This window comes from Shewanella sp. VK101 (assembly GCF_056497865.1).
In genome coordinates this window covers 2908761-2929145 of sequence record NZ_CM151402.1, presented here as the reverse complement: position 1 = coordinate 2929145, position 20385 = coordinate 2908761, and the positions used below count along the sequence as shown (strand labels likewise).

Annotated in this window: 17 protein-coding genes and 3 tRNA genes; 13 read left to right on the top strand and 7 right to left on the bottom strand. The window is 50.7% G+C overall.

Annotation, left to right across the window (positions count from 1 at the left end):
- Window positions 1-27: 27 nt before the first annotated feature.
- A complete protein-coding gene (locus ACSHSR_RS13185) occupies window positions 28-1353 on the bottom strand; it encodes an IS4 family transposase (RefSeq protein ID WP_208191067.1) in 1326 nt (441 codons plus the stop codon).
- Window positions 1354-1581: 228 nt separating this feature from the next.
- On the opposite strand from ACSHSR_RS13185, the gene glnS reads away from it, so the two are divergent.
- On the top strand, window positions 1582-3252 hold the full coding sequence (glnS, locus tag ACSHSR_RS13180) for a glutamine--tRNA ligase (protein WP_044734232.1): 1671 nt from the start codon (window positions 1582-1584) through the stop codon (window positions 3250-3252).
- Window positions 3253-3534: 282 nt separating this feature from the next.
- The gene (locus ACSHSR_RS13175; protein ID WP_144133829.1) at window positions 3535-4392 is read left to right on the top strand and encodes a hypothetical protein; all 858 of its coding nucleotides are present in this window, start codon (window positions 3535-3537) and stop codon (window positions 4390-4392) included.
- Between the two features lie 191 nt (window positions 4393-4583).
- On the opposite strand, the gene ACSHSR_RS13170 is transcribed toward ACSHSR_RS13175, so the two are convergent.
- Window positions 4584-5180: a Yip1 family protein gene (locus ACSHSR_RS13170; protein WP_101059139.1), complete on the bottom strand. Its 597-nt coding sequence runs from the start codon at window positions 5178-5180 to the stop codon at window positions 4584-4586.
- A 187-nt stretch (window positions 5181-5367) separates the two neighbouring features.
- Here ACSHSR_RS13170 and miaE point away from each other — a divergent pair, with 187 nt between their 5' ends.
- On the top strand, window positions 5368-6132 hold the full coding sequence (miaE, locus tag ACSHSR_RS13165) for a tRNA isopentenyl-2-thiomethyl-A-37 hydroxylase MiaE (protein WP_208184624.1): 765 nt from the start codon (window positions 5368-5370) through the stop codon (window positions 6130-6132).
- A gap of 170 nt (window positions 6133-6302) precedes the next feature.
- On the opposite strand, the gene ACSHSR_RS13160 is transcribed toward miaE, so the two are convergent.
- Window positions 6303-7019, bottom strand: a complete 717-nt coding sequence (locus ACSHSR_RS13160) for a UDP-2,3-diacylglucosamine diphosphatase (RefSeq protein WP_107004604.1) — start codon at window positions 7017-7019, stop codon at window positions 6303-6305.
- 10 nt (window positions 7020-7029) lie between these two features.
- Window positions 7030-7524 (bottom strand): peptidylprolyl isomerase, encoded by a 495-nt coding sequence (locus tag ACSHSR_RS13155; RefSeq protein WP_025010708.1) that lies wholly within the window; start codon window positions 7522-7524, stop codon window positions 7030-7032.
- Between the two features lie 144 nt (window positions 7525-7668).
- Between ACSHSR_RS13155 and cysS the strand changes: the two genes are divergently transcribed.
- Window positions 7669-9048 (top strand): cysteine--tRNA ligase, encoded by a 1380-nt coding sequence (gene cysS / locus ACSHSR_RS13150; RefSeq protein WP_044734237.1) that lies wholly within the window; start codon window positions 7669-7671, stop codon window positions 9046-9048.
- Between the two features lie 102 nt (window positions 9049-9150).
- Here the strand turns inward: cysS and folD are convergent, their stop codons facing one another.
- Entirely contained in the window at window positions 9151-10005 is an 855-nt protein-coding gene (gene folD, locus ACSHSR_RS13145) for a bifunctional methylenetetrahydrofolate dehydrogenase/methenyltetrahydrofolate cyclohydrolase FolD (RefSeq protein ID WP_062793544.1), read from the bottom strand.
- A 235-nt stretch (window positions 10006-10240) separates the two neighbouring features.
- On the opposite strand from folD, the gene ACSHSR_RS13140 reads away from it, so the two are divergent.
- The 9 genes from ACSHSR_RS13140 (at window position 10241) to ACSHSR_RS13100 (ending at window position 19254) form a co-directional block, all read left to right on the top strand.
- Window positions 10241-10317 (top strand) — tRNA-Pro (locus tag ACSHSR_RS13140).
- Between the two features lie 67 nt (window positions 10318-10384).
- Window positions 10385-10461: transfer RNA gene (locus ACSHSR_RS13135), tRNA-Arg, on the top strand.
- A gap of 9 nt (window positions 10462-10470) precedes the next feature.
- A tRNA-His gene (locus tag ACSHSR_RS13130) sits at window positions 10471-10546 on the top strand.
- Window positions 10547-10792: 246 nt separating this feature from the next.
- Window positions 10793-12097 (top strand): trigger factor, encoded by a 1305-nt coding sequence (tig, locus tag ACSHSR_RS13125; protein WP_025010707.1) that lies wholly within the window; start codon window positions 10793-10795, stop codon window positions 12095-12097.
- A gap of 92 nt (window positions 12098-12189) precedes the next feature.
- Window positions 12190-12798: an ATP-dependent Clp endopeptidase proteolytic subunit ClpP gene (gene clpP, locus ACSHSR_RS13120; RefSeq protein WP_025010706.1), complete on the top strand. Its 609-nt coding sequence runs from the start codon at window positions 12190-12192 to the stop codon at window positions 12796-12798.
- Between the two features lie 88 nt (window positions 12799-12886).
- A complete protein-coding gene (clpX, locus tag ACSHSR_RS13115; RefSeq protein WP_025010705.1) occupies window positions 12887-14167 on the top strand; it encodes an ATP-dependent protease ATP-binding subunit ClpX in 1281 nt (426 codons plus the stop codon).
- Window positions 14168-14296: 129 nt separating this feature from the next.
- Window positions 14297-16654 carry an endopeptidase La gene (gene lon, locus ACSHSR_RS13110; RefSeq protein ID WP_025886755.1) on the top strand — a complete coding sequence of 786 codons (2358 nt, stop codon included), beginning with the start codon at window positions 14297-14299 and terminating at the stop codon, window positions 16652-16654.
- Window positions 16655-16911: 257 nt separating this feature from the next.
- Window positions 16912-17184, top strand: coding sequence for a nucleoid-associated protein HU-beta (hupB, locus tag ACSHSR_RS13105; RefSeq protein ID WP_025010704.1), 273 nt, complete (start codon window positions 16912-16914; stop codon window positions 17182-17184).
- A 210-nt stretch (window positions 17185-17394) separates the two neighbouring features.
- Window positions 17395-19254 carry a SurA N-terminal domain-containing protein gene (locus ACSHSR_RS13100; protein ID WP_479630820.1) on the top strand — a complete coding sequence of 620 codons (1860 nt, stop codon included), beginning with the start codon at window positions 17395-17397 and terminating at the stop codon, window positions 19252-19254.
- 111 nt (window positions 19255-19365) lie between these two features.
- Here ACSHSR_RS13100 and ung read toward each other — a convergent pair whose 3' ends face one another.
- Complete coding sequence (ung, locus tag ACSHSR_RS13095; RefSeq protein ID WP_411393883.1) at window positions 19366-20040, bottom strand: uracil-DNA glycosylase; 675 nt, start codon at window positions 20038-20040, stop codon at window positions 19366-19368.
- 37 nt (window positions 20041-20077) lie between these two features.
- Window positions 20078-20290: a TOBE domain-containing protein gene (locus ACSHSR_RS13090; protein WP_025010701.1), complete on the bottom strand. Its 213-nt coding sequence runs from the start codon at window positions 20288-20290 to the stop codon at window positions 20078-20080.
- Between the last annotated feature and the right edge of the window lie 95 nt (window positions 20291-20385).

Below are 20385 nucleotides of genomic sequence, written 5' to 3'. Positions count from 1 at the left end.
AAAAGCAGCCATCTTGGCTAATGCCGTTCACTTAGTGTGAACGGCATTTTTCTTAGGCTTAATGGGATACTTGTTTTTACTCATTTTTAACGCACGTGGATAGGCTCTATCCCGTTTCCCATCAAGCTTGAACTGCCTCGCATTACGCACTATGTCCAAGACCTCTCTCGGAACATTCCCAGGCATTTGAGATGACAGCTGAGTCAGTTTAAAAATGATATAACTCGATGCATCTCTAAAGCTTAATTGGTTCGGATGTAACGACGGTAAGCTCTTAGCCATCAACACCATCTTGTATCTGATGAGGTTATAGGCCAACAGTACTCCCCACAATTCTTGGATAACCAGCTCTGGCAATTGACTGCGTAACGTAAAGCGACTCTCCAGAAGATGCTGCTTCATCTCCCGATAGCCCACTTCTATCTCCCATCGATGGGCATATAAATCCGCTATCTCTGCCCCCGGATAACGCAATGGGTCCGTTAATGAGGTCAAAATGGAAACCGACTTACCTTTTATCGTCTTTGTCAGTAAGCGAGCTTCAATATTGTCAGGTAGCATAGGCCACTTCTTTCTGGCTTGAGGCGTGGTGGCTAACTGCACCAGTTGGTCGTGTTTTCCTAAAGAGCGTACCACTTCATATTGCGTCCCTTTCTTCAACGGCAGCAGCCAGTGGCTGTTCGGTTGAGCCTGTTGCCAGGCGTGCAAAAGTCCCAACGAATAAAAGCCTCTGTCAAACAGCGTCAGGCTGTTATTAGGTATGCTTGATATCAGTTCAGCGGCTAAACTCATTTCACTGACAGCAACAGAATCAAAGGCACTGTTCAATACCAAGTGGCTACTTAACTCCATCATGCAAACCATGCGAATTTGAGGATAGGCAGCATCACCAGAAGCGTTGGCGGTTTTGGCGAACACCTGATTGTTTTGCTCACTATCAGGTGTTCGCCATACGATACCATCGACACCGTAGAGGTTGAGCCCACACCAATGCGGATGTTCTGCTCTTTCATGCCAGGTCTTGGCACTTCGCTTAAACACATCCTGAACAACGTCAGAGCCCAGCCGCTTGCGCGCTTGCGTGACAGCACTGCGCGCAACGTAATCCACCTCTTGCGGTAAGACGATATCAAGCTTATTGATGAGTGAGCGGACGGACTCGCCTCTGAACAGAGCCATACCAATCACCGCCCAAATCATGGCATCCATAGGTAACTTACGTCGCCTTAAACTGGCAACACCATGTGAATCAAGGCACGACTGAATTAAATCGGGCTCAAGTACATCGGCCAGACAGGTGAATTCGGTAAGACGGTTGATATGAGTACGCGCCAAAGCTTCTGAAAGTTGCATAAAAAAATCCGATGACATGGGGTCATCGGATTTTGATCCTTTCAGTGAGATCGTCAAGCGATCTGTCTTAACTGATCGGCATTAGCCATCTTGGCTGCTTTTTTGATCACGGCGCCGGGTTTGACGAAGTGCGCCGCAGTTTTTATTCTAGAAGGATTGTAACCGGGCATGATCTGTAGGATCATGCCTCTTTTCGTTAGACAGCCATTGTTCGCAAAGAGGAATTTCATGAGTCATGTGGACACCGAAGTACGTCCAAGTAACTTCATTCGCAATATCATAGATGAAGATTTGGCGAGCGGTAAGCACACCAATGTGCACACCCGTTTCCCACCAGAGCCTAATGGCTTCCTGCACATAGGTCACGCCAAGTCTATATGCTTGAATTTCGGTATTGCCAGGGACTATCAGGGCCAGTGCAACCTGCGCTTTGATGACACCAACCCGGAAAAAGAAAACATTGACTATGTAAATTCCATTAAAGCGGACGTGCAATGGCTGGGCTTCCAGTGGGCCGGTGATATCCATTACTCGTCAGACTACTTTGATAGCCTCTACGGTTATGCCGTTGAGCTGATCAAAAAAGGTCTGGCTTATGTGTGTTTTCTCAATGGCGAGCAGATGCGCGAGTACCGCGGCACTTTGAAAGAGCCGGGCAAGAACAGCCCTTATCGTGACACCGGCGTTGAAGAAAACCTAGCACTGTTTGAAAAGATGCGCGCCGGTGAATTTAAAGAAGGCGAGTGTTCACTGCGGGCCAAGATAGATATGGCATCACCTTTCATGTGTATGCGCGACCCGGTAATCTACCGGATCAAATTCGCTCATCACCATCAGACGGGTGATAAGTGGTGCATCTATCCCATGTACGACTTTACCCACTGTATCTCTGATGCGCTGGAAAATATCACTCACAGCCTTTGTACGCTGGAGTTTCAGGATAACCGTCGCCTCTATGACTGGGTGTTGGATAATCTGGATGATTTCAAGATCCCCAACCGTACCCGTCAGTATGAGTTTTCACGCCTGAATCTGGAATATACCCTGATGTCCAAGCGTAAGCTCAACGAGCTGGTGGTACGTCAGTTGGTCAATGGCTGGGATGATCCCCGCATGCCGACTATCGCCGGTTTGCGCCGCCGCGGTTACACCCCGGCCTCCATCCGTGAGTTCTGTGATCGCATCGGCGTGACCAAGCAGGATAACCTGGTGGAAGTGGGTATGCTCGAAGCCTGTATCCGTGAAGAGCTCAACGACAATGCCCCGAGAGCCATGGCGGTTATCGAGCCGGTTAAGGTGATCATTGAGAACTATCCTGAAGGGCAGTTGGAGCATGTCAGTGCGCCAGTGCATCCCAACAAGGAAGAGCTGGGTAATCGTGAGCTGGCCTTTGGCCGTGAGCTTTATATCGATGCGGCCGACTTCCGTGAAGAAGCCAACAAGCACTACAAGCGTCTGGTGATGGGCAAAGAGGTGCGTCTACGCAACGCCTATGTGATCAAAGCCGAGCGTTGTGACAAGGATGCCGACGGTAAGGTCACCACCATTTACTGCAGTTATGACCCTGAGACTCTGGGTAAAAACCCTGCCGATGGCCGCAAGGTCAAGGGCGTGATCCACTGGGTCGAAGCCAGCAGCGCTGTGCCTGCCGAGTTCCGCCTCTATGATCGCCTGTTTGTCGATGCCAATCCGGCAGCGGCAGAAACTGTGGACGAAGTGCTGAACCCGGAATCTTTGGTGGTTAAGCATGGTTTGGTTGAGGCTGGTCTGGTGCAAGCGGAGGCCGAGAAGGCCTATCAGTTTGAGCGTGAAGGTTACTTCTGTGCCGACAGCAAGGACTCAAGCCCAGATAAGCTGGTATTTAACCGCACCGTGGCATTAAGAGATTCATTCGCTTAAGTCAGTACCATTCTGTAAAGCTGTGGCTGACTAGACTTGTTTTTCGCAAGCTTAGTCAGCCGTCGGCTTCACAAGCCCGCTTATTTCCCTCTGCGCTTTAAACCGTTTCCAGGCCAGTGAGCCGATATAGAGCACCCATGGGACTCGTTCGCACCTTCCCTTGAATAACTGGTTAAGCTGCTCTCGATTGATATCAGTAAAGACACAATCATTCTTCAACAGATGCTGAAGTGATAGGGATTATTTAAGCGTTAACAACTTGGATGTATATAAGGTATCTAAATGTTGATTCAACAAGCACATGAAGTCGAAGAAGCAATAAATAATGGTGACATAGAATCAATCAGGAACGATCTGGACTTTAGGGTATTGACCTCGATAATTGAGAGTAACAGGTTTGATCTAGTCGAAATAATTTACAATCATTTTAAAGATACCGAACCTATGGAGCAGCTAATTTTTAATGCTGTTGTCGAGAGTGCCGGTGTTGATATCACCCCTACGGCCATCCAGTGCCTCAACTTCTTAAAGTCGCTCGACAAAGGAATATCCTATGAGTTCGACGATGAAGATGCTCTCTATCATATGTGCCAAATCCCCGGCAGGGTTGAACTATTCAAATTAATGCTCGATATGGAGGCAGACATACCTTGGGGTTATGTTTTACAGGTGAGCTGTAACTTTATTTGTCGTGATACCATTGAGTTTTTGATTGCCAACATTCAAGTATCCAACGAAGAGCTTAATCTTGCCTTTGGCTACTTGGTTAATGCCAGTGTCACTTCCTGTTATCATGAAAACTCCGATCAAACCGAAATAATTTCATGGTTTATAAACAAGCTCAATGTGGATGTGAACTTAACGACGGACAGTGATTATGCATGGGCGTATTTGGATTGCTTCATTAATGCACCCAATGCGGCTAAACACTTTTACGTTGAGAGATTTAACTCCGGCATTATCAATTCGGAAGATTTTTGGGCGAAGTTTATTGAAGCTTATCTTGAGGATCAAAAGTTCAAGCAAGCATTTGCTCAAGCTTTTGAAGACCTAAGGAATAGCAGCATAGATTTAACTGAGTTGGCCACATTATTTGACCGTTTGGGCCATGACGCGCTTGCAAAGGAATTACTGAACTAGGGCTTGGCCTGTAAGTTTGTACAGAGCAGATGTAAGGCTTCTTAGCAGTTCTGCATGACGGATATCTCCTGCTTACCCAACACATCCTGGGTTCCGTTGGGGGGATGCTATATGGCTAGGGCTGAATTGGACGTAAGAAAGGCGCTCAAGGAGCGCCTTTTTCGTCTCTGGTGTTTTGATGACTGCTTTTATTATTGCAGTATTGGGCCGAGTCCCATGCTCCAGAGGATCACGCTGCTGGCCATCAGAGCGACCAGGAGCACCAAACCTGCAGTCACCACAGAGCTGGCATAGATAAAGCCTTTTTCCTCGGGAATATTCATTATGATAGGGACCCCGGTATACAGCAGGTATACAGAGTAGCTAAGGCCTATCAGTCCTATCACCATAATAAACCAAAGCTCTGGATAGAGCGCCGCCAGTCCCACCATAAACAGTGGGGTGGCAGTATAAGACGCCAGTTCCAGGCACTGGGTAAAGTCCGGATGGGCATCAAAAGTTTGTCCCATCCAGTAGGCCAGGTAGGCGAGGGCGAACACACCGAATACCAGGCCGCAATACATGCCGGCGCACATGATGAAGCCGCTTTGGGCTGTTAGAAACAAGGGTTCGCCGGCACCTGGGTTCCAGCCGATATGCACGGCGGCGATATAACTACAGACAGAAGGGATGAGCGCAATGAGTAGCAGGTGACTGAGACAGCTTTTAAGTGCCTCATGGTTTTGTTCTATGGTTTGCCATTCCTGTTTGGGATGAGTATACAACCCCATTAAGTGATTCAATACCATTATAATTATCCTTATTCCGCTTTGACTTTTGCTCGTCAAACTGCAGACGAGCGTTTTACCGCTCTGAGTCTATTTATTGAACAAAAACAGCGGGCCGTCAAGTTTGTACTCCGAGAGGCTGTGGGCATAGCATTGGCTTGCTGGTAGACTTGGCGGCCTTGAAAACTCTTGTGGAAGCTTGACCTCAATGCAGCAGTTACTCGCCCCAGTAAAAGAATTCCTGGCCTGTGAAACCCCTGACAGCTGGATAGCAGCTGCCAAAGAGGAGCATAGACTGGCCGAATTGCTGATAGATCACTGTAATTGTGAGCTTAAGGCGGCGCAGACGGCGATGTTTTTGGTCCGCAAGTATGCGGTGGACAAGCAAAGTGGCGAGCAGTTGCTAACCTGGGCCAAGCCTTACGAAGAGTTTGTTTATCACAACGACAGGGATATGGCGGCATTTCTGGCCAGAGAGGTGAAGAAGAACGAGTTGATTGGTGAGTTGACGCCCAGGGCGGGATTCCCCCATGGCTTTGAGCTCATCGCCAAGATGATCCGCCTTATCAAAGAGGAGTTCCACCACTTTGAACAGGTTCTGGAACTGATGTTGGCGCGCAATATCCCATACAGCAACATCCGCGCCGGCCGTTATGCCAAGGGGATGATGAAACACGTTCGCACCCATGAACCTGCGACTCTGATAGATAAACTCATAGTGGGCGCCTTTATCGAGGCCCGCTCCTGTGAACGTTTCGCCAAGCTGGCGCCTTGGCTCGATGATGAGCTTAAACGTTTCTATATTTCACTGCTGCGTTCTGAAGCGCGCCACTATCAGGATTATCTTTCATTGGCCGAGGTGATTGCCGGCGAGGATATCAGCGCCAGAGTGGCCTATTTTGCTGAGGTGGAAGCCGAGCTTATTCTAGCGCCGGATGATGAATTCAGGTTTCACAGCGGGGCGCCGCTTTAAACTACTCGATATTGCGCCTACATAGATAAAGATGCCGACAGGGTCGGCAACTGCTGGATTGGAAGGGTTTTATAGGTTATCAGGGCTGGCTAGGTTCAATGTGAGCCGACTCAAGCTACACAGATAAAACTCGAACCGAATGAGTTCAGTTAAAGCCGGGTCTGCTGGCTTTATTCTATGAAAGGCAGGCTGGTCAGTGCTATGTTGTCGGCACTGATGCTCAAGACACTTCCCTGTTCATACCAGTCTCCCACTACCAAGCGCTGCTTATTACCCGCCAATTGATGGATATCCGGTCTATGGGTGTGACCGTGGATCATCAACTCGGCGCCAGTGCCGGCAAACAGTTCATCCACCGCGCTCGGCTCAACATCCATTATCTCAATGCTTTTCAGCTGATTCTGCATCTGGCTGTTTTGCCTGAGCTTGGCGGCAATATTGCTGCGGGTCTTCTTCGGCAGATGGCGGTATATCCAGCGGGGCAAAGCCATATTGCGAAAACGCCGAAAACGCTGGTAGGCCTTGTCCAGAGTGCAGAGGCTGTCGCCATGCAGCAGCACTGTCTTGTGGCCATAGAGATCCAGTCGATACACCTCGGGCAGTAAGGTTATCCCCGCTTTGGCGGCGTATTCTTTCCCCAGCATAAAGTCGCGGTTGCCGTGGATAAAGTACACCGGCAGGCTGCGGCTGACTTCATAGAGACGCTTGGCCAGCGCCAAGGCAAAGGGCTCGGCCAAATCATCACTGACCCAAACCTCAAACAGATCACCCAAGATATAGAGGGCGTCGACCTGTTCAAGACCGGTATCGAGAAATTGATAGAAGGCGTTGAGGATATCTTGGCGATCGGCACTGAGGTGCAGATCGCCGATAAAGAGAGTGCGCATTCAGAAGTTATCAGTCTGCTATGGTCACTTTCTCGATGATCACGGCTTCCAGAGGCACGTCCTGATGCATGCCGTGGTTGCCCGTGCTCACGCCCTTGATGGCATTGACCACGTCCATACCTTCAACCACTTCACCGAATACACAGTAACCCCAGCCTTGGATGGATTCGTTTTTGAAATCCAGGAAGGTGTTGTCGTTGACGTTGATAAAGAACTGCGCCGTGGCGGAATGAGGATCGGAAGTGCGGGCCATGGCTATGGTACCTGTCTTGTTTGACAGGCCGTTGTTGGCTTCGTTACGCACTGGGGCATTGGTAGGTTTCTGTGACATCTGTTCGGTAAAGCCGCCACCCTGAACCATAAAGCCATCGATAACGCGGTGGAAGATAGTACCGTCATAGAAGCCTTCCTGGGCGTACTTGATAAAGTTGGCCGCAGTCAGAGGGGCTTTTTCACTATCCAGCGCCAGTTTGATGTCGCCGTGGTTGGTGTGCAGTGTAATCATGGTCGGATCCTCAGGATAAATTTTGTTGGCGGATTCTAACTTATCCGACTCCGGCTATAAAGGGCAGTATTCAAGAGCTTTTGGCAATGCTAAACTGCCAGATTCGTTTTACCCACTAATCCTATATTGCTGAAGAGAAAGTCGATGTTGAAGATATACAACAGTCTGAGCCGCCAAAAAGAGGAATTTAAACCGATTAACCCAGGTAAAGTGGGTATGTATGTGTGTGGTGTCACCATATACGACTTGTGTCATATCGGTCATGGCCGGACCTTTGTTTCCTTTGACATGATAGTGCGCTACCTGCGTTACGCGGGGTACCAGGTTAACTTCCTGCGCAACATCACAGACGTGGATGACAAAATCATCAAGCGCGCCAATGAAAATGGCGAGAGCTGCGATAGTCTCACCGAGCGTCTCATCGGCCAGATGCACCAAGACTTTGATGCCCTGAACATGCTGCGCCCCGATATGGAACCAAGGGCGACTCTGCATATTGGCGAGATTATCGAAATGGTTGAGGCGCTGATCGCCCGTGGTCATGCCTATGTGGCCGATGATGGCGATGTGTTGTTCAGCGTCGCCTCTTTCCCTGAATACGGCAAGCTTTCCGGGCAGAACCTGGAGCAGTTGCAGGCCGGAGCCCGGGTCGAAGTGGACGAGCATAAGCGGGATCCCATGGACTTTGTGCTGTGGAAGATGTCCAAGCCTGGCGAACCTACCTGGGATTCACCTTGGGGCCCGGGGCGTCCCGGTTGGCACATTGAGTGCTCTGCCATGAACAGCAAACACCTGGGATTGCATTTCGATATCCATGGCGGCGGCAGCGATCTGCAGTTTCCGCATCATGAAAATGAAATCGCCCAGTCTTGCTGCGCCCACGACACGCCTTATGTGAACTACTGGATGCATACCGGCATGGTGATGGTCGACAAAGAGAAGATGTCCAAGTCGCTGGGTAACTTCTTCACCATTCGCGATGTGTTGGCGCATTATGATGCCGAAACCGTGCGCTACTTCCTGTTGTCCGGCCACTACCGCAGCCAGTTGAATTATTCGGAAGACAACCTCAAGCAGGCCAGAGCCGCGCTTGAGCGAATTTACACAGCGCTCAAAGACCTTGACCTGAGTGTCACTGCGGCGCCTGCCGAAGAGTATGTTGAGCGCTTCAAGGCGGCGATGGATGATGACTTCAACACCCCCGAAGCCTACTCTGTGCTGTTTGAAATGGTGCGTGAAATCAACCGCCTCAAGGGCGTGGATATGGCGGCAGCCTCGGCCCTTGGCGTGTCACTGAAACAACTGGCTGCAGTGCTTGGGATTGTCAGCTCTACACCTGAAGCCTTCTTCAAAGGCGAGGGCAGCGACGATGAAGTAGCTGAAATCGAAGCACTTATTGCCGAGCGCAACCGCGCCCGAGCCGAGAAGGATTGGCCTGCTGCAGATGTTGCTCGCGACAGACTGAATGAGCTGGGTGTGGTGCTGGAAGATGGCCCACAGGGGACCAGCTGGCGCAAGAAGTAATCCTTCTTTGCCAATAATCGAAACAAAAACGCCGGCTGTTGAAGCCGGCGTTTTTTATCGCTTGAAATTGAAAACCAAACTGAGGTTGGTTTCAATCTACCCTTAGTCGTGATATTGCTCCGCGGCAAACAGGGTATTTTCCAGCAAGCTGGCTATGGTCATAGGGCCCACGCCACCGGGAACCGGGGTGATATGGCTGGCGCGCTCACAGGCAACATCAAAGTCAACATCGCCCACCAAACGGCCACTGTCGAGACGGTTAATGCCCACATCTATGACTATGGCACCTGGTTTGATCCAGCTACCGGGGATAAAGTCGGGTTTGCCGACGGCAACCACCAGAAGATCGGCGCGGCTGACCTTATCCTTGAGATCTTTGGTGAATCTGTGGCAAGTCGTGGTGGTGCAGCCGGCCAGCAGCAGCTCCAGAGTCATGGGACGGCCCACGATGTTGGAGGCGCCAACCACAACCGCATCCAGACCATAGGTATCGATACCGGTAGACTTGATAAGGGTCATGATCCCCATGGGAGTGCAGGAGCGCAGTACCGGGATCCGTTGAGCCAGACGGCCGACATTATAAGGGTGGAAACCGTCGACATCTTTGTCGGGACGGATCCGCTCGATCACCTTGGATTCTTTAATATGTTCCGGCAGCGGCAGCTGCACCAGAATGCCATCAATGGCGGCATCTTCATTGAGTGAATCTATCAGGGCCAGCAGTTCTTCTTCACTGGTGGAATCCGGCAGATCATAGGAGCGGGAGATGAACCCCACTTCTTCACAGGCTTTACGCTTACTGCCGACATAAACCTGAGAGGCAGGATCAGCACCCACCAGAATAACAGCCAAGCCTGGGATACGTTGTCCCGCTGCTTGACGTGCAGCGACTTTTTGCTTTAGCTGTTGTCTTATGGATTGCGCAATCGCTTTGCCATCTATTAGTTGGGCTGTCATGGGTGTAGGATATCCTTTGTATGGCGCGATGTTGAAAACGGCGCTATTTTACCAGTGAGGCTTGGGAGTGTCATGGACAAACCTGCTCCAGAACACAGAATTTCGTCAAAGCAGCACGTAATTTCGCCAAGCAGATAAAGCGTTTAAAAAAATCGTTGACGCTTGTTGGGTGAGGGGCTAAGATGCGCTCCGTTCTCGAGGCAAGCCGGTTGTAACCGCGCTTGGAGAAAATTTTCGGTGATTAGCGCAGCCTGGTAGCGCATCTGCTTTGGGAGCAGAGGGTCAGAGGTTCGAATCCTCTATCACCGACCAGATTTCAAGGGCAGTGTGGATAGCATTGTCAGTACCGCTTAGGATGCAAATTGAATTTGTAGATCCTGCGCCCGTAGCTCAGTTGGATAGAGCATCCGCCTTCTAAGCGGATGGTCGCAGGTTCGAATCCTGCCGGGCGTACCACTTTCGGTGGTGATTGTAGCTCAGTTGGTAGAGCCCTGGATTGTGATTCCAGTTGTCGTGGGTTCGAGCCCCATCAGTCACCCCACTCTTTTATAAAAAAAGCGACCTTAGGTCGCTTTTTTTATGCCTTTTTCTGTGGCATTGAGGCTCGACTCCACTAAGAACGGTCGATATAATGCTGCGTCTTGATAACAATCAACAATGTGCGACCGGTGCCGGAATTCACTTCTGATGGGCATTTCAGTCAAGTTAAAGATCAAGAAACGAATACCTGAATAGTTGAAACAATCGGCTATTGCAAAGGACGTTAGACACATTTCGAGGTAAAACAATGCAAGTTTCTGTTGAAACAACCCAAGGCCTGGAGCGTCGCCTGACCATCTCTGTTCCTGCAGAGCAGATCGAACAACTGGTTAAAGACAGCCTGCAACGCGAAGCCAAGCGTGCCCGTATTCCAGGTTTCCGTCCAGGTAAAGTCCCAGCAAGCGTGATTGAAAAGCGTTATGGCAAAGCGATTCGCCAAGACATTACCGGTGAAGTAATGCAGCGCAACTTCATTGAGGCCATCATTGCCGAGAAGTTGAACCCTGCCGGTGCTCCTACCTTTACCCCAGGTGCCACTGACGCCGAAAAGTTTGAGTTCACCGCGACCTTTGAAATTTATCCAGAAGTTGAAATCAAAGGCCTGGACGGTATCGAAGTTGAGCAGCCTGTTGCCGAAGTACAACAAGCCGACGTTGACAACATGATCGAAACCCTGCGCAAGCAACACGCGACTTACGAAGCAGTTGAGCGCGCTGCCGAAGACGGTGACAAAGTCGTTATCAACTTTGTGGGTAGTGTTGACGGTGAAGAGTTTGAAGGCGGCAAGGCCGAAGACTTCGAACTGCAACTGGGCAGCGGTCGTATGATCCCTGGTTTTGAAGAAGGCGTTAAAGGCCACAAAGCCGGTGAAGAGTTCGACATCGACGTGACTTTCCCTGAGGAATACCACGCCGAAAACCTGAAAGGCAAAGCCGCCAAGTTCGCTATCACAGTGAAAGAAGTCAAGGGTGCCAACCTGCCTGAAGTTAACGACGAGTTCGCCAAGTTGTTCGGTATCACTGACGGTGGCATCGATGCTCTGAAAGCTGAGATCAGTAAGAACATGAGCCGTGAGCTGGAACAAGCTCTGAAAGCCAATGTGAAAGAACAAGTGCTGAACGGCCTGCTGGCTGCCAACGAAATCGAACTGCCAAAAGCGCTGATCGACGGTGAAGTTAACGTTCTGCGTCGCCAGGCCATGCAGCGTTTCGGTGGCCAAGGTGCCAACATGCCTGAGCTGCCAGCCGAGCTGTTCACTGAACAAGCCGAGCGCCGCGTTAAAGTCGGCCTGCTGCTGGGCGAAGTGATCAAGTCCAACGAGCTGAAAGCTGAAGAAGAGCGCGTACAGGCGTTGATCGCTTCTATGGCTTCTGCCTACGAAGATCCAAAAGAAGTGATCGAATACTACAACGGTAACGAAGAGTTGATGCAGAACATGCGCAACTTGGCTCTGGAAGAGCAAGCCGTTGAAGCGGTTCTGAAATCAGCCAAAGTGACTAAGAAAGATGTCGCTTTTGAAGAATTTATGAACAAGGCTACCGGCCGCGCATAACCTAAGCTTGACTTGCTTGGTTGTTCGCCATTTATAATGGCTCGTATGAGGTCCCTCATGCGGGCCGTTTTTTTATTTAGGGAAAGTTAATGATGCATAACGCGCCAGAATCAGTACTTAATGCACTCGTTCCTATGGTGGTTGAGCAAACTGCCAAGGGAGAACGCTCTTACGATATCTATTCACGTCTGTTGAAAGAGCGGGTGATCTTCCTGGTTGGTCAGGTTGAAGAGCACATGGCCAATCTGATCGTGGCACAGTTGCTGTTTTTGGAATCAGAAAACCCGGATAAAGAGATCTCTCTTTATATCAACTCACCAGGCGGCTCTGTCACTGCCGGTATGGCTATTTATGACACCATGCAGTTTATCAAGCCGGATGTCAGCACTGTATGTATCGGGCAAGCGGCCAGTATGGGCGCCTTCCTGTTGGCCGGTGGTGCCAAGGGTAAGCGTCACTGTCTGCCTAACTCGCGGGTGATGATCCATCAGCCTTTGGGGGGCTTCCAGGGACAGGCATCGGATATCGCTATCCACGCCCAAGAGATACTGGGGATCAAACAGAAGCTGAACCAGATGTTGGCCGATCATACTGGTCAACCGCTGGAAATCATCGAGCGGGATACCGACCGAGATAACTTTATGAGCGCTTCTCAGGCCATGGAATACGGTTTGGTGGATTCGGTTCTGACCAAACGTTAAGGCTGATTTTTGCTTTTGGCTGGGCTATGCTCAGATTGAAGACGCTTAAGTGTATGGCAGTAGAGCAGACTGCAAAAGAGGTAGAGTAATGGGTGACAACAAAGGCAACGGTGATAGCGGCAAATTGCTGTATTGCTCTTTCTGCGGAAAAAGCCAGCATGAAGTTCGCAAGCTGATCGCCGGGCCATCTGTGTATGTATGTGATGAATGTGTCGAGTTGTGTAATGACATCATTCGCGAAGAGATAAAAGAGATTTCGCCCAACCGGGATCAGGACAAGCTGCCAACTCCCCACGAACTGCGTGCTCATCTGGATGATTATGTTATCGGCCAGGAGCAGGCCAAGAAGGTGTTGTCTGTAGCGGTTTATAACCACTACAAACGCCTGAAAAACAGTACTCCCAAAGATGGTGTGGAGCTGGGCAAGAGTAATATTCTGCTTATCGGTCCAACCGGTAGTGGTAAAACCTTGCTGGCAGAGACCCTGGCGCGGTTCCTGAATGTGCCTTTCACCATGGCAGATGCCACCACATTGACCGAAGCCGGTTATGTGGGGGAAGACGTTGAAAACATCATTCAGAAGCTGCTGCAGAAGTGCGACTATGATGTCGACAAGGCGCAGCGTGGTATTGTCTATATCGATGAGATTGACAAAATCAGCCGTAAGTCAGATAACCCTTCCATCACCCGGGATGTGTCCGGTGAAGGGGTGCAGCAGGCACTGCTGAAACTGATTGAAGGTACTGTTGCCGCCGTACCTCCTCAGGGTGGCCGTAAACACCCACAGCAGGAGTTCCTGCAGGTTGATACCTCCAAGATACTCTTCATCTGTGGCGGTGCCTTTGCAGGCCTTGAGAAGGTGATTGAGCAGCGCTCCCATGTGGGTAGCGGTATAGGCTTCGGCGCCCAGGTTAAAGGCCAGGCCGAAAAGGCCACCATTACCGATACTCTGCTGCAGGTTGAGCCGGAAGACTTGGTCAAATATGGCCTTATTCCTGAGTTTATCGGGCGTTTGCCTGTGGTTGCGACCTTGGGTGAACTGGACGAAGCAGCTCTGGTGCAGATTCTGTCTCAACCCAAGAACGCCATCACCAAGCAGTTTGCCACTTTGTTCGAGATGGAAAATGTCGAACTCGAGTTTCGCGATGACGCCCTTAAGGCGATAGCACAAAAAGCCATGTCCCGTAAGACAGGGGCCCGAGGTCTGCGCTCCATCGTTGAAGCGATACTGCTGGATACCATGTATGACCTGCCGTCCATGGATAACGTGGTCAAGGTGGTTATTGATGAATCTGTGGTGAAAGGTGAGTCAGCGCCTATTCTTATTTACGAGAATAATGACTCCCAGGCTGCTGCCGGTGACCAATAACTGAGCAACAAGCTATCAAGTTGAAAATTAAGGAGTCCACTAGGGCTCCTTTTTTTGTCTTTACCATTGAAAGCCGGGAAAGCGTCCCAATATACTCTCTGTAATCTTTAACTGAAACGGAATCGAACTATGACCCTAGAGCGTGAAGCGCGAATCGAATTGCCCGTGCTGCCACTGAGAGACGTGGTGGTCTATCCCCATATGGTAATTCCGTTATTCGTAGGACGTGAAAAGTCCATCCGTTGTTTGGAAACTGCCATGGCGCAGGATAAACAGATCATTCTTGTGGCGCAGCGGGATGCGGATCTGGACGAGCCTGGCATAGACGATATTTTCGACGTAGGTACAGTCGCTTCCATTTTGCAGCTGCTGAAGCTGCCCGATGGCACAGTCAAGGTATTGGTCGAAGGCGGCAAGCGCGCCCGCATCGAACGCTATACCCAGGAAGAAGAGTTCTTTGTTGCTACCGCACACTACCTGGAGTCCGAAGCGCTGGACGACAGGGAAGAAGAGGTGCTGGTTCGCAGCGCAATCAGTCAGTTTGAAGGCTATATCAAGCTGAACAAGAAAATTCCTCCCGAGGTGCTCACTTCGCTCACAGGTATCGAAGAAGCCGACCGGCTGGCCGACACCATGGCAGCCCATATGCCTCTCAAGCTGGCAGACAAACAGTCTGTGCTGGAGATGGTCAAGGTCGGTGAGCGGCTCGAGTATCTGATGGCTATGATGGAAGCGGAAATCGACCTGCTGCAGGTTGAAAAGCGTATCCGCTCCCGGGTCAAAAAGCAGATGGAAAAGAGCCAGCGTGAGTACTATCTCAACGAGCAGATGAAGGCTATCCAGAAGGAGCTTGGCGATCTCGATGAAGGCCACGACGAATTTGAAAGTCTGAGCCGTAAGATTGAAGAAGCCGGCATGCCGGAAGAGGCCAAAGACAAGGCGTCTGCCGAACTCAACAAGCTGAGAATGATGTCACCCATGTCGGCCGAAGCCACTGTGGTGCGCAGTTATGTTGACTGGATGACCTCTGTGCCCTGGAAACAGCGCTCCAAGATCAAGCGTGACCTCTCCAAGGCCGAACAGGTGCTGGATACAGATCACTATGGCCTGGAGAAGGTTAAGGAACGTATCCTTGAGTATCTGGCGGTACAGAGCCGGGTGAAACAGCTCAAGGGGCCTATCCTGTGTCTGGTTGGTCCGCCAGGGGTAGGTAAGACATCCCTGGGGCAGTCTATTGCCAAAGCGACCGGCCGTAAATATGTGCGGGTAGCGCTGGGCGGTGTGCGTGATGAAGCGGAAATCCGTGGTCACCGCCGGACCTATATAGGTTCTATGCCGGGCAAGATTATCCAGAAGATGGCCAAAGTCGGGGTGAAGAACCCACTGTTCCTGCTCGATGAAATCGACAAAATGAGTTCGGACATGCGCGGCGATCCGGCCTCGGCTCTGCTGGAGGTGTTGGATCCAGAGCAAAACGCGACCTTTAACGATCACTACCTGGAAGTGGATTACGATCTGTCCGATGTGATGTTTGTGGCCACCTCCAACTCGATGAATATTCCGGGCCCCTTGTTGGATCGGATGGAAGTCATCCGTCTTAGCGGTTACACCGAAGATGAGAAACTCAATATTGCCAAGCAGCACTTGCTGCCGAAACAGATTGAGCGTAACGGCCTGAAGAAGAATGAAATCACAGTCGATGACAGTGCCATTCTCGGGGTGATCCGTTATTACACCCGCGAAGCCGGGGTGCGGGCGCTGGAGCGTGAGCTGTCGAAGATTTGCCGTAAAGTGGTCAAGCAGATCATGCTGGAGAAAGACACCAAGCACGTGGATGTCAATCAGGATAACCTCAAGTCGTTCCTGGGGGTACAGCGCTTTGACTATGGCAAGGCAGAGTCCAAGAATCAGATTGGTCAGGTGACAGGTTTGGCCTGGACCGAAGTGGGCGGTGACTTGCTGACCATTGAAGCCACCTCAGTGGCCGGTAAGGGCAAGCTCACCTATACAGGTTCTTTGGGTGATGTGATGCAGGAGTCTATCCAGGCCGCAATGACAGTGGTTCGGGCGCGCGCCGAGCAGTTGGGGATCAACCCTGACTTCTACGAGAAGCGTGATATCCATGTGCACGTACCCGAAGGGGCAACTCCGAAAGATGGTCCATCAGCCGGTGCCGCCATGTGTACCGCGTTGGTTTCCAGCCTGACGGGTAACCCGGTCAAGGGTGAAGTTGCCATGACAGGCGAAATTACCCTGAGAGGAGAGGTGCTGCCAATCGGTGGCCTGAAAGAAAAACTGCTGGCGGCCCATCGCGGTGGTATCAAACTGGTGTTGATACCCAAGGAGAACGAACGGGATCTGGAAGAAATTCCGGCTAACGTAGTGGCAGACTTGGATATTCGTCCGGTTCGCTGGATAGATGAAGTACTGCAACTGGCGCTTGAGCGACCAGTAGAGGGCTTTGAAGTGGTTAAAAATTTGGGCTAACGCAAGAAAATGTCCTATGCCACTAAAAAAAGTGAAAAAAGGGGCTTAACAAAACCCAGACCTGTGGTAGCCTAGGTCTGTGGAGAGCCAGTTGTGCCAAGCCCTTGGGGCAACTGGCTTTGAGCTGTATCCAATTTAAATTCTTTGGTTTTCCGACTGAGCTTGAACTTTGGTATCAAGCTTGTTATAAAAGCCTCCGCAGACCGCTCTAGAGAAGGATTTGGTTGCGGCGCGAAAACTACATTCAAGGGGATGACATGAACAAATCTGAACTAATCGAGAAAATCGCTTCTGGTGCTGACATTTCTAAAGCCGCTGCCGGCCGTGCACTGGATTCTTTCATCGCAGCTGTGACTGATGGTCTGAAAGAAGGCGACAAAATTTCTCTTGTTGGTTTCGGTACTTTTGAAGTGCGTGAGCGCGCTGAGCGTACTGGTCGTAACCCACAGACCGGGAAAGAGATCAAAATCGCTGCAGCTAAGATCCCTGCATTCAAAGCAGGTAAAGCTCTGAAAGACGCTGTTAACTAATTAACATCGCAGCCTTTGTAGGGCTTTCGTAAAGACTAAGCACTGCCTGGCAGTGCTTTTTACGGATTGGGAAGCGCCGGGTTAACCGACGTTTCGGAGTGTGAGGATAAGCTGAAGTAGCGTCTGCAGACTCCATTCATGTTACAGATAGGCGCATCCCACAAGAGATGCGCCTTTTTTTTACTATTAATCGCATAAGCGAGACGTCTGATGTTAGAGAAGATTCGCGAAGGGTCACAGGGCGTAATTGCCAAAGGTATTTTGGTACTGGTGATACTTTCCTTTGCATTTGCTGGTGTAAGCAGTTACCTGGGTTCCTCCTCAGTGGCTCCGGCCGCCACAGTCAATGGTGAAGAGATTTCCACAACCGAACTGGACCAGGCCTATCAAAGCGAGCGTGCCCGTCTGGAACAACAGCTGGGTGAGATGTTTGACGCCCTGGCGGCCAATGATGCTTACCTGGCCAGTATCAAAAAAGGCGTGCTTGAACGTCTGGTAGCGCAAAAGTTGCTGGATCAAGCTGCCGCTGAAATGGGCTTGAGAGTGTCCAATGCCCAAATCATAGAAGCAATTAGACAAGAGCCTGCTTTCCAGACTGAAGGCAAGTTCGACAATGATCGCTTCGAGGCCATTCTGCGCCAATTGGGCTATCAGCAAGCTGCTTTCCGTGAAAGCATGCGGGTGGACATGACTCGTCGTCAGCTGATCAGCGCCTTGATTGGCAGTGAGTTTGTTCTCAATGGTGAGGCAGAATCTCTGGCCAAGCTGCAGGGACAAACCCGTGATATTCGCTATCTCTTGGTTGATGCCGAGCCTTTCCTGGGCCAAGCGACAGTGACCGAAGAGGAAGCCAAATCATTCTACGACACCAATCCGGCTCAATTTGAACGTCCGGAGATGGTCAGCCTGGAATATGTCGAGCTTAACGCCAAAGATCTGGTCGATGGTATCGAGGTCAGTGACGAGCTAGCCAAGACTTACTATGATGAGCACCAGAATCAATACCAGACCGCAGAAAAGCGTTTGGCAGCCCATATTCTGATCGACGCCTCGACCGACAATGCCGAAGCCAAGGCAGAGGATATCCATAAGCAACTGGAAAACGGCGCCGATTTCGCTGCGCTGGCCAAGTCTGATTCCCAGGATACCCTGAGCGGTGAGAAGGGGGGCGAATTGGGTTGGTTTGAGCCTGGTGTGATGGATCCCGCTTTCGATGAAGCCCTGTTTGCACTGAACAAGGGTGATATCTCTAAAGTGGTCAAGACACCTTTCGGTTTCCATATCATCAAACTGCTGGATATTCAGAGCGGTCAAACTGCGCCTTTCGCTGAAGTGAAAGACAAGATAGTTGAGCAGATCAAGCAGGAAGAAGCTGTAAAACAGTTCTATGGCCTGCAGCAGAAACTGGCCGATACCAGCTATGAAATTCCTGATAACCTGCAGGAAGCGGCCAAGGCCGTTGGTGCAGAGATCAAGACTACCCGACTGTTCGGCCGTGACAACGCGCCCGCACCTTTCGATAAGCCTGAGCTGTCTAAGGCTGCCTTCTCCAGTGATGTACTGGGGGGCATGAACAGTGAGCTGCTTGAAGTGGATCGCAACCATGTCGTAGTTGTTCGCGTTAAAGAGCATCAGCAAGCCGGTACGCTGGAATTCGCCGAGGTTAAGCCTGCCATTGAAGCGCGTCTTAAACAGCAAAAAGCCAATGAGATTGCCCGTGACAAGGCACAGGAATACATGGTCAAGCTCAAAGAAGGCAATGCCGACACTGCGCTGCAAAGCCGCGCCAACCTGGGACGTTTCACCCAGGATGTAGATTCCGCTTTGGTGAGCAAGGCATTCCAGATGGCCAAGGCTAAAGAAGGCTTGAGTGTTGATACCGTGTCTCTGGCAACCGGTTATGCGGTAGTGGTACTGGATGCAATCCATGATACTGAAAGCGCACCTGCAGATCAGGTCGCGGCCATCAAGCAACGTCTCAACAGCCAGTTTGGTGAGAATGACTATCGTGCCGTTATCGATATGCTGAAGGCCAAGGCCGAGATCATTTATCCACAAGGTGATGAGTAACTTGACTCATTGATTTAACATTAAAAAACCGGTCCAAGTGACCGGTTTTTTTATCTCCAGCGTTTATGTCCAGCGGTTAACTAGGCTGCTGGAACTTGCGGATAAAACGGGTTAATCCGGCAAGCGCCAGTCTATGGGTGGCTTGCCTTTGGCTATGAGGTAATCGTTGGTCTGATTGAAATGATTGCAGCCAAAGAATCCTCTATGAGCCGAGAGCGGTGATGGGTGAGGGGCCTTTAAGATAAGGTGTTTGTTGCCGTCAACCCGCTGGGCCTTGAGCCCGGCATGCTTACCCCAAAGCAGAAACACTACGTCTTCTGTGTATTTATCTATGGCCTCTATCACTCTGTCGGTAAACTGCTCCCAGCCGAGATGGGCGTGGGAATGTGCCTGACCACGTTCGACACTGAGCACAGTATTGAGCAGCAACACACCCTGACTGGCCCAGCTGCAAAGATTGCCATGGCTTGGATAGCTGAAGCCTGGGACTGTATTGGCCAGCTCCTGAAACATGTTCTGCAATGATGGCGGTGGCATCACCCCTTTGGGTACTGAGAAGCACAGGCCGTGGGCCTGCCCTGGACCATGATAGGGATCTTGCCCCAGGATCACCACTTTAACTGCCGATAGTGGTGTATAACGCAAGGCGTTGAAGGTATCGTTTTTGGGAGGGTAGATGGCCTTTCCCCGGGCGCGCTCGGCGTCGATATAGGCCAGAGTATCCCGAAAGTAGGCTTGTTGTTTTTCCGGGCCCAGCACTTCGGCCCAACTGATGTCCTTATGCATAACTAAAAAAGCAGCGCCTTGCGGCGCTGCTCATCTATTACTCGTCCACACCCAGCATCACGCTGCTGGCTTTGATCAGTGCGTATGCACTGTCACCCACTTTTAGCCCCAAACGCTCACAGGAGGCCTTGGTGACCACGGAAGTCAATTCGACACCCGGAGCCAGTTCAATGGTGACTTCGTTGTTTACAGAGCCTTCTTCGATGGCTTTGATGGTGCCGCCAAGACAATTACGTGCACTGATTTTCATTGGTTTTCTCCCGAAAGAACGATTAGCAGGATCAAGAGTATAAACCGAATTGCCATTAAGTTGGGATGCTTCGATAACAAATTTGAGCGTCAGAG